Raw genomic sequence first — 15454 nt, forward strand, 5'->3', positions numbered from 1 at the left:
ACAGGGACGGTCTCCTCGCGCGGTGGGCGCTGCGGCGGGTGCACGTCCTGCTCCTCGAGGCACCGGGGTCGGCCGTGCTGCGGATGCGCGCGGAGGCCGCCGTCGCCCGGCGCGGCTGGGTCGTGGCCGACGCGGCGCCCGAGGCGGACGCGCTCCTGGTCTGCGGTGCGCCGGGGCCCGACCTCGCGGCGCTCGGCGGGACGGTCTGGGACCAGCTGCCGGGCCCGCGCGCCCGCGCCACCGTCACCGACCGCGCCGAGCTCGGCGCGGCGCTGGACGACGTCGCGCGGTCCCTGCTCGACACCGAGCGGCAGCGCGCGGAGGCCCGCGACCGCCCGGGACCGGCGGCCGGCTGGGACGAGCAGGACGGCGAGGAGCAGGACGGCGAGGAGCAGGACGGCGAGGAGCAGGACGGCGAGGAGCAGGACGGCGAGGAGCAGGACCACGGGGGGATGGACCACGGGGAGATGGACCACGGGGAGATGGAGATGTCCGGTCCCGCGGGCACACCGCTCGCCGGGGGCTGGGACGGTGACCGCGACGGGCTGGAGATGGACGTCCTGCACGTCCGCCTCGGCGGTGCGCTGCGGCACTGGCCGGCCGGGGTGGTCCTGCGCTGCACCGTGTCCGGCGACGTGGTCGTCGAGGCGGAGGTGGAGCTCCTCGACGCGGTGCCCAGCGCCGCGCGCACGGCGGTCGAGCTGGCCGCCGTGGACTGCGACGCCGCGGCCGCCGTCCTCGCCCTGGCCGGCTGGCACTCCGCGGCCCGCGCGGCGGTCCGGGCGCGCGACGCGCTCCTGACCCCCGACGCGCCCCCGGACGCGGAGCGCGCCGCCGGCGAGGCCGCGCGCCTGGCGCGCCGGGTGCGGCGCTCGCGGGCGCTGCGCCTGCTCGTCGGGGGGCTGGGGGCGGGAGGCGCGGCCGGCGGGGACGTCGTCGAGCAGGTCGCGGCGCGGCTGGACCGCGCGCACGCCCTGCTCACCGCGGCCGCGGCGCCCGTCGTCCCGTCCCGCGCGCCGGGCGACCTGCCCGGCCTCGTCCGCGGCCTCGACCTGGCGGCGGTGCGGTTGCTGGTCGCCGCGGCCGACGTGCACCCGGTCACCGCGCCGCGTCCGGCGGGGGTGCGCGGTGGGTGACCCGGTGGCCGTCGTGCAGGCGTCCCCGCTGTGGGCCCTGGCCGTGGTCCCGGGCCTGCTCCTGCTCGCCGCCGCGGGCGCCGCGGTGGCGTCCGCGCTCGACGCCCGCGGCGCGCGCTCGGCGGGGCCCGCGGGGCCCGCGGGGCCGGCGGTCGCGGCGGCCCTGGCGGCGCCGGCGGCCGAGGCCGCGCGCCTGCTGCGGCAGCGGCGGCGCACCACCGTGGCGGCGGACCGGCCGCTGTGGCGGGCCGGCGTCGGCGGACCCCTCGTCGCGGCCTGCCTGATGGTCGCGGTCGTCCCGCTGGGCGGCTGGACCCTCGCCGACCTCGGCGTCGGGATCGTGTGGGTCAACGCGGTGGACGTCCTGCTGTGGGCGCTGGTGTGGCTGGCCGGCTGGGGACCGAACAGCCTGCCCGCGCTCGTGGGCGGCTACCGGTTCCTCGCCCAGGCCCTCGCCCACGAGCTGCCGCTGATGTTCGCCCTCACCGCCCCGGCCGTCGCCGCCGGCAGCCTGCGGCTGGCCGACGTGGTCGCCGCCCAGGGGGACCGGTGGTTCGTCCTGGAGATGCCCGTCGCGTTCGCGCTGTTCTGCGCCGGCGTCCTGGCGTTCTCCGCCCGCGGGCCCTTCGCGCACCCGTTCGGCCTCGACGTCGCCGGGGGGCCGCTGGCGGAGCTGTCCGGGGTGGACCGGCTGCTGCTGCTCGCCGGCCGGCACGCGCTGCTGGCGGCCGGTGCTGCCGTGGCGGTCACCTTGTTCCTCGGCGGCGGCGCGGGCCCGGTGCTGCCGGCTCCGGTGTGGGTCGCCGTCAAGACGTTCCTCCTCCTGCTCGGGCTGCACGTCCTGGCCCGCGCGGTGCCGCTGCTGCGCGCCGACCGGCTCACCGAGCTGGGCTGGGTCGTGGCCCTGCCGCTGGCGCTGCTGCAACTGCTCGTGACGTCGATCTCGGTGCTGGGGTGATGCTCGTGGACGCCGACCCGCTGACCGGAGCCGTGTTCTGGGTGCTGGGCGCCGTCGCCGTCGCGGCGGGCGTCGCGGTGTTCCGCACCTCCTCGATGGCCCGCGCCACCTACGCGCTGGCCGTGTCCTTCGTCGCCGTGGGCGCCGCGCTGCTGCTGCTGCGCTCGGACTACCTGGGCGTCGTGACCGTCCTCATGATGGTCATGGAGATGGCCGTCATGGGCGTCTACATGGTGATGTTCATGGGGATGAACCCCGCCCTGATGCCGATGAGCATGGTGCACGGGCGGCGCACGGCGCTGGCGGTCTCGACGGGCGCGTTCGTCGTGCTTGCCGGCGGCGCGCTGCTCGTGCCGTGGCCCGGACGGGCCGGGCCGGTCCCGGCGGACGCGACCGTCGCGCTCGGCGAGGCAACGATGGGGTCGCACATGCTCGTCATGCTCGCCGTGAGCGCCGTGCTGTTCGCCACGATCGTCTCGGGGGTGGTCCTGACCCACCCGCGCAGCCGCTACGACCGGTTCGGGGACGACCTGCGCGGCCCGGCGCGCGACCCGCAGCCCGGCGGCGTCGGGCGGGGGGAGCACCGGTGACCCTGGAGGCCGTCCTCGTCGTCGCCGCCGCCCTGTTCTGCACGGGGCTGTACGGCGCGCTGTCCCAGCAGGTCGTCGTCATGGTGATGATGGGCCTGGAGCTCATGGTCAACGGCGTCCTGCTCGCGGCGGCCGGGCTGTGGTGGTTCCTGGCGCCCACGCCGGACGGGCAGGTGCTGATGCTCGTCGTCGTGGCTGCGATGACCGTCGAGATGGCCCTGGGCTTCGCCGTCGCCACCCACTGGCACCGCCGGCGGGGCACGGACATGACCGACAGCGCGACCGACCTGTCCGACACCCGCGGGCCGGGGACCGGGGACGCCGCGTGACCGGCGCGCCGTCCGACCTCGGGCTCGACCTCGGGCTCGTCCCGTCCTCCCTGGGCCTGGACGCGCTCTCGTGGCTGCTGCTGGGCACTCTCGGCGTCGTCACGGCGCTGGTGCTGGTGTTCGCCTCGGCCGACGTGCGCGCCTCCCGGGGGCGCTTCACCGGCCTCGTCCTGCTGTTCGCCGCCGCGGCCGCCGTCACCGCCACCGCGCGGACGCTGCCCGCCCTGCTGCTCGGCTGGGAGGTGATGGGGGCCGCCTCCTACGCCCTCGTCGGGTTCCGCTGGCGCGAGGAGCACCGGGTCTCCGCGGGTCTCGTCGCCTTCTGCACCACCCGCGCGGCCGACCTGGGCCTGTACCTGGCGGCCGCCGCGGCGCTCGCGGGCGGGGCGGGGCTGTCGCTGGCGGCCCTGCCGGCGGCCTCGCCGGGGTGGCGCGACGTCGCGGCGGCGGGCGTCCTCGCCGCGGCCCTCGGCAAGTCCGCGCAGCTGCCGTTCTCGGCCTGGCTGTCCTCGGCCATGCGGGGTCCCAGCGCCGTCAGCGCCCTGCTGCACTCCGCGACGATGGTCGCGATGGGCGGCTACCTGCTGCTGCGCCTCGAGCCGCTGCTCGCCGCGACGGGGTGGGCGGCCTCCGCGGCCGCCTGGGCCGGTGCCCTCACCGCCCTCCTGCTCGGCCTCGTCGCGCTGGTCCAGCGCGACCTCAAGCAGCTCCTCGCGGCCTCCACCGCCGCCCAGCTCGGGTTCGTCGTGCTCGCCGCCGGGGTCGGCGCGGTGGCCGGGGGAGCGGCGCACCTCGTGGCGCACGCCGTCGTCAAGGCGCTGCTGTTCCTCGCCGCGGGGGCGTGGCTGACGTCCCTGGGCACCAAGCGGCTCGCCGACCTGCGCGGTGCCGGGCGCCGGCACCCCCTCGTCGGGGCGGCCGCCGCGGTCGGCGTCCTCGCCCTGGCGGGCGTGCCACCGCTGTCGCTGTGGGCGAGCAAGGACGCGGCGCTGGCCGCCGCGCTGGAGCAGCGGCCCGCGGTGGCGGCCGTCGGCCTGGCCGCGAGCCTCGCCGCCGCCGCCTACGCCGCCCGGGTGCTGCTCGTGCTGCACCGCCCGACGGGTCGCGAGGCCCTGGACACCGAGGAGCGCGGCACGCGCCGCGTCCCGCGCCGCGCGGTCGCCGTGCTCGCCGTCCTCGCCGTGCCCGCCGCCGGGCTCGCCGTCCTCGTCCTCGGCCCGTGGGGCGCGCACCTGCGCGCCCGCCTGGGCGGCCCGGCCCCCGGGGCGGTGGAGCTCGCCGCCACGGGGGTGGCCTCGCTGGTGGTGCTCGGCCTGGTCGCCGCCCGCGACCGGACCGGCGCCCGGCCGGCGGGTGCGGTGCGCGACCGGCTGGGCGGGTGGCTGGGCGGGTGGCTGGGCGGGTGGCTGGGCCTGCCCGCCGCGACCGGCGCTCTCGCGCGCGGCGCGCTGCGGTGCGCGGACGCCCTGGCGCGCCGGGACGACCGCGTCCTGGCACGCGCCGTCGACGGGGTGCCGGTGGCCCGCCTGGCCGGCGCCCTGGCCCGCCTCGACGACAGCGCGGCCGCGCGCTCGCTCGACGGGCCCGCGACCGGCGCGGACCGCCTGGCGGTGCTGGCCGCGCGCGCCGACGACGGCGTCGTGGACGGCGCGGTCCGGTCGGTGGCCGCCGGGGCCCGGCGGGCCGCCCGCCTCGCCCTGCGGCCCCAGGGCGGCCTCGTGCACCGCTACTACGCCCAGGCCGTCGCCGTGCTGGCGGCGCTCGCCCTCCTCCTCGTGCTCCTGGTGGTCCCGTGATGCTCAGCCTCGTCGTGCTCTGGCCGCTGCTGGCGGCGCTCGCCCTCCTCGCCGCGCGCCGGGCCCCCGCCGTCGCGGCGCGGGTCGGGTTCGTGGTCGCCACGGGTGTGGAGGTGCTGCTCGTCGCGGTGCTGTGGGTGGCCGACCCGGGGCCGGGCGCGGCCGGCCCGTCCGGGTTGCGGTTCGAGGAGCGCGTGGACTGGATGCCGGGCATCGGCAGCAGCTACCACCTCGGCCTCGACGGCCTGTCCCTGCCGCTGGTGGCGCTGACCGCCGTGCTGTTCTGCGCGTGCGCGGTGCACGGCGTGCGCGACGACGACCGCCCCGCGGCGCGGTCCGCGCTGTTCCTGGCGCTGGAGACGACCTGCCTGGGCGTGTTCGCCGCGCAGGACCTCCTGCTGTTCTTCCTGTTCTTCGACCTGTCGATCGTCGCGATGTACTTCGTGGTCTCCGGGTGGGGGCACACCGACGGCGCGCACGACGCGCGCCGCTCCGCGCTGCGCTTCTTCCTCTACACGTTCACCGGCAGCCTGGCCCTGCTGCTGGGTTTCATCGGCCTGTACCTGGCGTCGGAACCGCGCACCTTCGACATCGCGGAACTGCGCGCCGCCCCGCCGCTGCAGGACGAGCCGGTGACCGGTGCGCTGGTCCTGGCGGCCGTCCTCGTCGGGCTGGCGGTCAAGACGCCGACCGTCCCGTTCCACACCTGGCTGCCGCCCGCGCACACCGACGCCCCCGCCGCCGGTTCCGCCGTCCTGGCCGGGGTCCTGCTGAAGATGGGCACCTACGGGTTCGTGCGCATCGCGATGCCGCTGCTGCCGCAGGGCTGGCGGGACGCGGCCTGGGTGCTGCTGGTCGTCGGGATCGCCTCGGTCCTGCACGGCGCGCTGGTCGCGCTGGCGCAGACGGACGCCAAGCGGATGGTCGCCTACACCTCGGTGAACCACATGGGCTACGTCGTCCTCGCCGTCGCCGCCGCGGGGTTCACCGGCGCCGACGCCGCCGCGCGCACCGTCGCCGTCAACGGCGCCGTCGTCCAGATGGTCAGCCACGGCCTGCTCACCGGGGCCCTGTTCCTGCTCGTCGGGACGCTGCACGAGCGGCGCGGCAGCTACGACCTCGGCTCGTACGGCGGCCTGGCCGGGCCGGCACCGCGGTTCGCCGCCCTGTTCGCGGTCGCCGCGTTCGGCTCGCTGGGGCTGCCGGGCCTGTCCGGGTTCATCGCCGAGTTCCAGGTGTTCACCGGGGCGGTCGCGGCCGTGCCCGTCGCCGCGATCGCCCTGCCGGGAATCCTCCTGACGGCGGCCCTGCTGCTGCGGGCGCTGCAGCGGGTGTTCACCGGCGAGACGCGGGGGCTGTCGGAGGGGTTCGGCGACCTGCGCGCCCACGAGCTCCTGCCCGTGGCGGGACTGCTGGCCCTGTCCGTCGGCATCGGCCTGGTGCCGCAGCCGCTCCTGGAGGTCGTCACCCCGGCCGCGCGGTCCGTCGTCGAGCTGGTCTCGCGGTGAGCGGGCAGCCGCTCGCGCTGCTGCCGGAGGCCCTCCTGCTGGCCGGGGCCGTCGCCTGCCTGCTCACCGGGTCGTTCCTGCCCCGCCACCGGCAGCGGGTCGCGCGCCACGTCGCGGTCGCCGCGCTGCTCGGCTGCGCCGGGGCGGCCGGCGGGCAGCTGCTGGGCGTCCTGCCCGCCGGCGGTGCCGCGTACGAGCAGTCCTTCGCCGTCGACGCGCCCTCCAGCGCGGTGCGCCTGGTGGTCGCGGCCGCCGTGCTGCTGGTCGTGGCGCAGGGCGTCGACGAGCTGACCGGCGCCGAGCGCGAGAGCGAGACGTGCAGCCTCCTGCTCCTGGGGGCGCTGGGGGCGCTCGTGCTGGCCGCGGCCACCGACCTGCTCGTCCTCACCGTGGGTTTCCTGCTGACGTCGGTGCCGCTGTACGGGCTGCTGGGCCTGGCGCGCACCGCGACCTCCGCGGAGTCCGCGGTCAAGGTGTACCTGCTGGGGGCGCTGGGCGGGGTGACGCTGCTGCTGGGGGTGACGCTGCTGACGGCGCTGGCCGGCGGCTCGCGCTACGCCGACCTCGCCGCGGGCCTGCGCGCCGCCCCCGCCGCGGTGGTGGCGGTCGCGGTGGTCGCCGTCCTCGCCGGCCTGGTGTTCGAGGCCGGCGCGGTCCCGCTGCACCAGTGGGTCCCCGACGCGGCGCAGGCCGGGTCGGCGACCGCGGCGGCCTGGCTGACCACGGTGCCGAAGGTGGGCGCCCTCGTCGCGGTGCACCGGTTCACCGAGGTCCTCGCCGCGGGGTCGGCGGTCGACGTCCGCCTGGTCGTAGCGGTGCTGGCCGCGCTGAGCATGACGCTGGGGAACCTCGCGGCGTTCACCCAGACCGATCCGCGCCGGCTGCTGGGCTGGTCGGCGGTCAGCCAGGTCGGGTACCTGCTGCTGCCGGCGGCCGTGGCCGGTGCGGCGGGCGCCGCCACGGCGTCCCTGGTGCTCTACCTGGCGGCGTACGCGGTGACGAACCTGGCGGCGTTCGCCGTGGTGGCGGCGGTGCCCGCGCGGCGCACCCTGGACGCGTACCGCGGGATGGCCGGGGCGCGGCCGCTGCTGGCGGCGGCGCTGCTCGTCAGCCTCCTCGGGCTCGTCGGCACGCCGCCGACGGCGGTGTTCGCGGGCAAGCTCGCGGTGTTCACGGCCGCGTGGGACGGCGGGGCGGCGTGGCTGGTCGTCGTCGCCGCGGTGAACACCGTGGCGAGCCTGTTCTACTACCTGCGGTGGCTCGGCCGGGCGTACGGCCCGGCGGAGGTGTCCGGCGCGGCCGTCCCCGTCCGGCCGTGGGCGGCGCGGGCCGCGGTGACCGCCGCGTGCGCGTCCCTCGTGGCGGGTCCGGCCGCCGGTCTCCTGTCGGGCGTCCTCGGGCCCGCGCTGCAGGCGCCGCCCGCCGGGTGGTGAACCCGGCGGACGGCGCCCGCGGTGCGGGTCAGCCCGCGCTGGGGGTCAGGGCCCGCAGCGGCTGCGCCAGCTCGCGGGAGAAGAACTCCAGGAACCCGTCGGGGTCCGGCCCGGCGTTCTGGGTGACGAGGTGGTCGAAACCCGCGTCGACGTACTGCTGGGCGTTCGCCAGGTACTGCCCGACGTCCGGGCCGACGGCGAACATCTCCCGCACGTGGTCCCCGGTCACCGTCTGCGTGGCGGCGTCGAAGTTCACCGGGTTCGGCAGCTCCGACATCACCTTCCAGCCCGTGACGGCCCAGCGGCTCTTCTCCAGCACGGCGTCCACGGCGCTCTGCTCGTCCGGCGCCCACGCCATCGGCACCTCCGCGTACGCCGGGCCGCTGCCGCCCAGCTCCTTCCACCGGCTCACCATGTCGGCCTTCGGCTCGGTGGCGAACAGGCCGGTCCCCAGCTCCGCGGCGATCCGCGCCGACGCCGGCCCGCTCGCGGCGACCGCGACGACGGGCAGCTCCTCGGGCAGGTCGAACACGCGGGCGTCGTCCAGGCGCAGGTGCTTGCCCTCGTAGCTGCGGTACCCGCCCCGCCACAGCAGGTGGATGATCTCCAGGGCCTCGCGGAAGCGCTCGTGGCGCTCGGCCACCTGCGGGAAGGGCGTGCCGACGACGTGCTCGTTGAGGCGCTCGCCGGCGCCCACGCCCAGGGTGAAGCGGCCGTCGGAGATGATCGCCAGCGTCGCCGCGGCCTGGGCGATGATCGCCGGGTGGTACCGGAACGACGGGCACGTCACCCCCGTCACCAGCCCGATCCGCTCGGTCTTCGCCGCGATCGCCGACAGCAGGTTCCACGTGAACGCGGAGTGGCCCTGCACGTCCAGCCACGGGTGGAAGTGGTCGCTCATCTCCACGAAGTCGTAGCCGGCCTCCTCGGCGGCCACGGCCTGGCGGATGATCTCCTTCGGCCCGAAGGCCTCGGTGGCGAGCTTGTAGCCGATCTGCACGGACGTCTCCCGTCTCCTCGGTCGTGACGAGTCGGGCCTACCCGCTGCGCGGGCCGTTCATGCGCTCCAGCGCGACTGGGCGGCCAGGCGCACGGCCGCGTCGGCGCTGCCGAACCCGCGGTGCGCGCCGGTGCGCTGCACGACCTCCACGAACAGCCCGCCCGTCAGCGAGGCCGTGCAGAAGTGCAGCAGCTCGCCGTCGGCGTCCCGCTCGTACAGCACCGAGGCCTCCCGCAGCTCCGCGAGCCGCCCGGCGTCGAGCCCGTACCGGTCCGCCAGGTCGTCGTAGTAGTTGCCCGGCACGGCCAGCAGCCGTCCACCGCCCGCGGTCACGGCGCGGGCCGCGGCCACGGCGTCGGGCGTGCGGAACGCGACGTGCCCGGCCACGACGGCGCGCCCGCGCAGCGCCGCGCCGGAGGGGCCCACGTTCAGCACGACGCTCAGGTCCGCGGCCGGGTCGGTCAGCGCGCGGCTGCGCACCAGTCCGTGCGGGCCGGCGACCTCCGTGCCGGGCAGCGCCTCCAGCCCCACCACGGACTGGAAGAACAGGCTCGCGGTGTCGAACTCCCCGAAGCGCTGCGGCAGCGCCACGTGGTCCACACCCGTCAGCACCGGGCCGTGGGCCACGGCGGGCGGCGCCGCCGTGAAGTCGCCCAGCCAGCTGTCGTCCGGCGGGCAGAACTGCAGCCACGTCCCGTCCGGCGCCTCCAGCGACGGGATGTCCGCCTCGCCCGGACCCACCGGCCGCGCCACCACGGGCGCCAGGAGCCGGCGCGCGCGCTGCTCCAGCGCCGCCGGCTGCGGCGTGCGCAGCCCCAGGGCGGAGATCCGCGCGCCGCCCGTGCCGCCGGCCGCGTCCTGCGCCCCCGCGGCACGGGCGTTGACGACGACGCGCACCGGCCCGTTGCGCCACAGGGTCACCGGCGCGCTGCGGTGCACGCCCTCGCGCGCGAAGCCCAGCCGCTGCAGCAGCTGCGCCGCCTCCGCCTCCACCGGTCCGGGCGCGGCGACCTCGGTGAACGCCCAGCCCGCCGGGGCCGGCGCTGCCGGCAGCGGGCGCGCCGCCGCGCGCACCACCTCCCGGCGCGGCGCGGGCACGTCCCCGCCCGCCGCACCGTCCCCGGCCGCGCGGTGGACGACGTCGGCCAGCCGCCGCAGCGAGCGCAGCCCGTCCACGGCCGTGCGCCGCGGGTCGGTCTGCCGGAAGACGTCGTTGAACACCTCCAGCGACAGCGGCCCGGCATACCCGGTGGCCAGCACGGCCGCCGTGAACCCCGCCACGTCCAGGTCGCCCTGCCCGGGGAAGCAGCGGAAGTGCCGGCTCCACGGCAGCACGTCCATCGACAGCCGCGGCGCGTCCGCCAGCTGCAGGAAGAACACCTCCTCGCCGCGCACGTCGGCCAGACCGGCCGTGTCGTCGCCGCGGGAGAGGACGTGGAAGGAGTCCAGGCACACGCCCAGGTGCTCGTGCCCGGCCGCGCGCACCACCCGCAGGGAGTGCCGGTAGTCGGCCACGTGCCGGCCCCACGCCAGCGCCTCGTACGCCAGCCGCACGCCCTCCTCGCGGGCCACGTCGGCCAGGGCGGCCAGCTGCCCGGCCAGCCGGTCGTCGTCGGCGACCGCGTCCTCGCCCACCGCGCTGCACACCAGGAGCAGGTCGGTGCCCAGCGCGCGGGCCGTGCGCGCCTTGCGGCGCAGCCGCTCGCGGGTGCGGGCGACCGCCGCCGGGTCGGTGGAGTCGGGGTCGCGGAACGGCTGGGCGAGCGCCACGGCCAGGCCCAGGTCGGCGGCCAGGCGGCGCACGTCGGCCGGCGGCAGCGGGCACGCCACGAGGTCCGGCTCGAACACCTCCACCGCGTCGAACCCCGCGGCCGCGGCCGCGCGCAGCTTGTCCTCCAGCGTCCCCGACAGGCACACCGTCGCCAGCGACGTCGCCGCGCCGGCCCCCGTCCCCGCACCGGTGAGCGGGTGCTCGGCCGTCCGGGTCGTCGCGCCGTCCACGTGGCCCCTCCCGCGCGCCGCCCTCCGCCGCCCACCGCGCGTGGACGCCCCCCGGCGCGCGGCGCCCAGCCTGGCACGCGCCCGCCCCGGCCGGGCCCCGCGGCGGCCGGTACCCACCGCCCGGCCCAGCCGCGGGCGCCCCGGCACCCCCTCGTACCGTGCGGCGGTGACCTCCACGACCGCGTCCCCCTGGGGCCGCCCCTTCGCCGCCGTCCTCTTCGACATGGACGGCACGCTCGTCGACTCCTCCGCGGCCATCACCCGCAGCTGGACGACCTGGGCGCTGGAGAGCGGGATCGGCGCCGAGGAGCTGCGGGCCGCCCACGGCCACGGCCGGCCCGCCGCCGAGATCGTGCGCCAGCTCGTCGGCGGCGCGGGGGTGGACGGGCACGTCGACGAGGAGGCCGTCGCCCGCGCCAGCGCGCGCATCGACGCCCTCGAGGTCGCCGACGTCGACGGCGTCGTGCAGCTGCCCGGGGTGGCGGCCCTGCTCGACGTCCTGCCGCCGCACCGCTGGGCGGTGGTGACCAGCTGCGGCAGCGCCCTGGCCGCGGCCCGGATGCGCGCCGGCGCCCTGCCGGTCCCGGGCGCGCTCGTCACGTTCGACGACGTCGAGCGCGGCAAGCCCGACCCGGCGTGCTTCCTGCTGGGCGCGCGCCGCCTCGGTGTCGACCCGGCCGACTGCCTCGTCGTCGAGGACGCCCCCGCCGGCCTGGCCGCCGCCCGCGCCGCCGGCTGCGCCACCCTCGCCGTGCGCACCACCCACCCCACCGGGCCGCTGGACGCCGACGTGGTGGTGGACCGCCTGTCCGGCGTGCGCGCCACCGTCGACGAGCGCGGCGTGCACGTCACCCTCGGCGCCTGAGCGGGGGGGCGGTGTAACGCCCGGCGGGGCGTGCGCGATGACGCCCCTGGACCCGGTCGCTGCCCGGACCCCCGAGCGGGCAGCGACCGGGTCCTCCCACGTCCGGGGCGCGTCCGGGGCGCGTCCGGTGAGGTGGCGGGGGAGGTGCCGCCCCGCGGCGGTAGCCTCGGGGGCATGCCGACCGCCACCGCGCCGACACCACCGCGCCCCTTCGGAGCGGTGCTGTCCGCGATGGTGACCCCCTTCACCGGCGACGGCGCCCTGGACACCGCGGCCGCCGCCGAGCTGGCCGTCCGCCTCGTCGACGAGGAGGGCCACGACGGGCTCGTCGTCAGCGGGACCACGGGGGAGTCGCCCACCACCTCCGACGCCGAGAAGGACCGGCTGCTGCGCGCCGTCCTCGAGGCCGTCGGCGACCGCGCCTCCGTCCTCGCCGGAGCCGGGACCAACGACACCGCGCACAGCGTCGAGCTCGCCCGGGCCGCCGAGCGCGCCGGCGCCCACGGCCTGCTCGTGGTGACGCCCTACTACTCCAAGCCGCCCCAGCCGGCGCTCCTGCAGCACTTCCGCACCGTCGCCGACGCCACCGGCCTGCCGGTCATGCTCTACGACATCCCCGGCCGCGCCGGCGTCGCGATCGCCACCGAGACGCTCGTGCGCGCCGCCGAGCACCCGCGGATCGTCGCCGTCAAGGACGCCAAGAGCGACCTGACCGCCACCTCCCACGTCCTGGCCCGCACCGACCTGGCCTGGTACTCCGGCGAGGACGCGCTGAACCTGGCGCTCCTCGCGCACGGCGCCTCCGGGATCGTCAGCGTCGTCGCGCACGTCGCCGGCCGCGCCTACGCCCGGATGGTCGCCGCGGTCGACGCCGGCGACCTCGCCACCGCCCGCGCCGTGCACACCGAGCTGCTGCCCGTCGTGCGCGGGATCATGGAGCGCACGCAGGGCGTCGTCGCCGTCAAGGCCGCCCTCGAGCTGCTCGGCGTCACCCGCAACCGCGTCGTGCGCGCGCCCCTGCTCGCCGCCACCGAGGAGGAGGCCGCCGTGCTCGCCGCCGACCTCGCCGGGGCGCGCGGGTCCCTGATCGCTTCCAGCACCACCCACCACCCGGTCGCGGCCACCACGGCCGCAGGAGGAGCCGCATGAGCCACCCCCACCCCGAGCTGACGAGCCCGCCCCCGCTGGCCGACGGCGCCCTGCGCGTCGTCGGCCTCGGCGGCCTGGGCGAGGTCGGGCGCAACATGACGGTGTTCGAGCACCGCGGCAAGCTGCTGGTCGTCGACTGCGGCGTCCTGTTCCCCGAGGACCACCAGCCCGGCGTCGACCTGATCCTGCCGGACTTCGGCCCGATCGCCGACCGCCTCGACGACATCGTCGCGGTCGTCCTCACCCACGGGCACGAGGACCACATCGGCGCCGTCCCCTACCTGCTGCGGATGCGTCCCGACATCCCGCTGCTGGGCTCGCAGCTGACGCTGGCCCTCATCGAGGCCAAGCTCAAGGAGCACCGCATCCGGCCGTTCACGCACGCGGTCAAGGAGGGGCAGACCGAGCAGCTCGGCCCCTTCTCGTGCGAGTTCATCGCCGTGAACCACTCCATCCCGGACGCGCTGGCCGTGGCGATCCGCACCGACGCCGGGCTCGTGCTGCACACCGGCGACTTCAAGATGGACCAGCTCCCGCTGGACGGGCGCATCACCGACCTGCGGGCCTTCGCCCGCCTCGGCGAGGAGGGCGTGGACCTGTTCTGCGTCGACTCCACCAACGCCGAGGTCCCCGGGTTCACCGCGCCCGAGCGCGACATCGGCCCCGTGCTGGAGCAGCTGTTCGGCCGCGCCGAGCGGCGCATCATCGTCGCCTCCTTCGCCAGCCACGTGCACCGCGTCCAGCAGGTCCTGCACGCCGCCGACGCGCACGGGCGCAAGGTCGCCCTCGTCGGGCGCTCCATGGTCCGCAACATGGGCATCGCCGCCGACCTCGGCTACCTCGACGTGCCCCCGGGCGTGCTCATCGACCTCAAGCAGGTCGACGACCTGCCCGAGGACCGCGTCGTCCTCATGTGCACCGGCTCCCAGGGCGAGCCGATGGCGGCCCTGTCGCGGATGGCCAACCGCGACCACCGCATCTCCGTCAACGCCGGCGACACCGTCGTGCTGGCCAGCTCCCTCATCCCCGGCAACGAGAACGCGGTGTTCCGCGTCATCAACGGCCTGGCCCGCCTGGGCGCCACCGTCGTGCACCAGCAGAGCGCGAAGATCCACGTCTCCGGGCACGCCAGCGCCGGGGAGCTCCTGTACTGCTACAACATCCTGCGGCCGAAGAACGTCATGCCCGTGCACGGCGAGTACCGGCACCTCATCGCCAACGGCGACCTGGCCGTCAAGACCGGCGTGCCCCGCGAGCGCGTCGTCATCGCCGAGGACGGCGTCGTCGTCGACCTCGTCGACGGGAAGGCCGCCATCACGGGCGCCGTGCCCGTCGGGTACGTGTACGTCGACGGCTCCAGCGTCGGGGAGATCACCGAGGCCGACCTCAAGGACCGCCGCATCCTCGGCGAGGAGGGGTTCATCTCCATCTTCGTCGCCGTGGACTCGGTCACCGGCAAGGTCGTCTCCGGGCCGGAGTTCAACGCCCGGGGGTTCATCGGTGACGGCGACGACCGCTTCGCGGGCATCCGCTCCAAGGTCGAGGCCGCGCTGAACGAGGCCTCCACCGGCCCGGTGGACACCTACCAGCTGCAGCAGATCGTGCGCCGCACCGTCGGCACCTGGGTCAGCCAGAAGCACCGCCGCCGGCCGATGATCGTGCCGGTCGTCGTCACCGCCTGACGCCCGCCGGGCCCGCCGCGCCCCGCCGCCGAGACCCCGCCGACCACCCGGTCGGCGGGGTCTCGGCGTCCCGGGGTGCCCGCGGGGCCCGCCGCCGCGGCTGTGACGGTCCCTGCCCGGAGCGTGCGGGCCGGTGGGGAGGACGGGTGGAACCGGGGCCGCGGCCCTGCGCCGTCCGGGTCCCGCGGCCGCTCGCGCGCCGTGTCCGCCGCGCACCGCTGCGTAGGTTCGCGCACCGCGCCCGCCGTGGCGCCGCACCGTCCGCAGATCCCCGGAGAACCCCGTGACCCACCTCCCGACGTCCGTCCCGCGCGCCCTCGGCAGCGGCGGCCTCCTCGTCGTCGGCGCCGCGCTCGGCATCGCCCTGAGCGCCGGCGCCTCCGCCCTCGTCCGCGCCGACGACCGCCCCGCCGCGCTCGCCGCCCCGGCCGTGGCGCCCGCCGCGGCCACCGGCACCGCGGCCACCGGCACCACGACCACCGGCACCGCGGCCGCCGGGTCCGCGGCCGCCGGTCCGGGGTCGGCGGCCGGCGAGCTGTCCTCCCGCGGCGCGGCGCCGGCGACCACCGCCGTCGTCCCGGTGGCCGGCCCGCCCTCCGCCGTCCCCGCGCTCGTGCCCAGCGCCTCCTGGGGAGCCGCGGACCCCGGGTGGGGTCCCTCGCCCGCCGCCGCCGCCGTGGCGGCGGCCTCCGCGCCGGCCGCGCCCGCCGTGGTGCCCGCCACCGCGCCCGCGACCGCGGTGCCGGGTCCCGTCGCCGCGCCCGTCGCGCCGGCCGTCGTGCCGCTGCCCGCGCGCCCGGCGCCCCGGCCCGCACGGCCCGTGGTCCCGGTGGCCCCCGTGCTCCCGGTGACCCCCGTGGTCCCGCTCCCGGTCGTCCCGGTGGTGCCCGCTCCCGTGGTGCCCGCTCCCGTGGTGCCCGCTCCCGTGGTGCCCGCTCCCGTGGTGCCCGCTCCCGTGGTGCCCGCTCCCGTGGTGCCCGCTCCCGTGGTGCCCGCTCCCGTGGTGC

12 protein-coding genes and 1 pseudogene are annotated in these 15454 nt (G+C 77.7%); 11 read left to right on the forward strand and 2 right to left on the reverse strand.

Annotated features, from left to right (window positions below; all coding sequences use genetic code 11):
- Nucleotides 1-38: 38 nt before the first annotated feature.
- From ACRYMY_RS10530 to ACRYMY_RS10560, 7 genes are read left to right on the forward strand one after another with little or no spacing between them, the layout of a single operon-like run.
- Nucleotides 39-1136: a hypothetical protein gene (locus tag ACRYMY_RS10530; RefSeq protein WP_432547209.1), complete on the forward strand. Its 1098-nt coding sequence runs from the start codon at nt 39-41 to the stop codon at nt 1134-1136.
- The gene (locus ACRYMY_RS10535) at nt 1129-2094 is read left to right on the forward strand and encodes an NADH-quinone oxidoreductase subunit H (protein WP_432547210.1); all 966 of its coding nucleotides are present in this window, start codon (nt 1129-1131) and stop codon (nt 2092-2094) included. Before ACRYMY_RS10530 ends, ACRYMY_RS10535 begins: the two co-directional genes overlap by 8 nt.
- A complete protein-coding gene (locus tag ACRYMY_RS10540; protein ID WP_432547223.1) occupies nt 2094-2684 on the forward strand; it encodes an NADH-quinone oxidoreductase subunit J in 591 nt (196 codons plus the stop codon). Before ACRYMY_RS10535 ends, ACRYMY_RS10540 begins: the two co-directional genes overlap by 1 nt.
- A complete protein-coding gene (nuoK, locus tag ACRYMY_RS10545) occupies nt 2681-3013 on the forward strand; it encodes an NADH-quinone oxidoreductase subunit NuoK (protein WP_432547211.1) in 333 nt (110 codons plus the stop codon). The genes ACRYMY_RS10540 and nuoK overlap by 4 nt, the downstream gene beginning before the upstream one ends.
- Nucleotides 3010-4809, forward strand: a complete 1800-nt coding sequence (locus tag ACRYMY_RS10550) for a proton-conducting transporter transmembrane domain-containing protein (protein ID WP_432547212.1) — start codon at nt 3010-3012, stop codon at nt 4807-4809. Before nuoK ends, ACRYMY_RS10550 begins: the two co-directional genes overlap by 4 nt.
- Nucleotides 4809-6317, forward strand: coding sequence for a complex I subunit 4 family protein (locus ACRYMY_RS10555; protein ID WP_432547213.1), 1509 nt, complete (start codon nt 4809-4811; stop codon nt 6315-6317). Before ACRYMY_RS10550 ends, ACRYMY_RS10555 begins: the two co-directional genes overlap by 1 nt.
- Nucleotides 6314-7750, forward strand: a complete 1437-nt coding sequence (locus ACRYMY_RS10560; protein ID WP_432547214.1) for a proton-conducting transporter transmembrane domain-containing protein — start codon at nt 6314-6316, stop codon at nt 7748-7750. The genes ACRYMY_RS10555 and ACRYMY_RS10560 overlap by 4 nt, the downstream gene beginning before the upstream one ends.
- Before the next feature lie 28 nt (nt 7751-7778).
- Here ACRYMY_RS10560 and ACRYMY_RS10565 read toward each other — a convergent pair whose 3' ends face one another.
- Together ACRYMY_RS10565 and ACRYMY_RS10570 are read right to left on the reverse strand one after the other, a co-directional pair.
- Entirely contained in the window at nt 7779-8750 is a 972-nt protein-coding gene (locus ACRYMY_RS10565) for a TIGR03557 family F420-dependent LLM class oxidoreductase (protein ID WP_432547215.1), read from the reverse strand.
- Nucleotides 8751-8807: 57 nt separating this feature from the next.
- On the reverse strand, nt 8808-10751 hold the full coding sequence (locus ACRYMY_RS10570; protein ID WP_432547216.1) for a sugar phosphate isomerase/epimerase and 4-hydroxyphenylpyruvate domain-containing protein: 1944 nt from the start codon (nt 10749-10751) through the stop codon (nt 8808-8810).
- Between the two features lie 166 nt (nt 10752-10917).
- On the opposite strand from ACRYMY_RS10570, the gene ACRYMY_RS10575 reads away from it, so the two are divergent.
- From ACRYMY_RS10575 to ACRYMY_RS10590, 4 genes and pseudogenes are all read left to right on the forward strand, one after another.
- Nucleotides 10918-11616 (forward strand): HAD-IA family hydrolase, encoded by a 699-nt coding sequence (locus tag ACRYMY_RS10575; RefSeq protein WP_432547217.1) that lies wholly within the window; start codon nt 10918-10920, stop codon nt 11614-11616.
- Between the two features lie 174 nt (nt 11617-11790).
- Nucleotides 11791-12765, forward strand: a complete 975-nt coding sequence (gene dapA, locus ACRYMY_RS10580) for a 4-hydroxy-tetrahydrodipicolinate synthase (RefSeq protein WP_432547218.1) — start codon at nt 11791-11793, stop codon at nt 12763-12765.
- Nucleotides 12762-14447, forward strand: coding sequence for a ribonuclease J (locus ACRYMY_RS10585; RefSeq protein WP_432547219.1), 1686 nt, complete (start codon nt 12762-12764; stop codon nt 14445-14447). The genes dapA and ACRYMY_RS10585 overlap by 4 nt, the downstream gene beginning before the upstream one ends.
- 283 nt (nt 14448-14730) lie before the next feature.
- Nucleotides 14731-15454, forward strand: a pseudogene (locus ACRYMY_RS10590) (hypothetical protein); the annotation flags it as partial.

The sequence above is a fragment of the Kineococcus haloalkalitolerans genome (assembly GCF_050871905.1).
Classification (GTDB): Bacteria; Actinomycetota; Actinomycetes; order Actinomycetales; family Kineococcaceae; genus Kineococcus.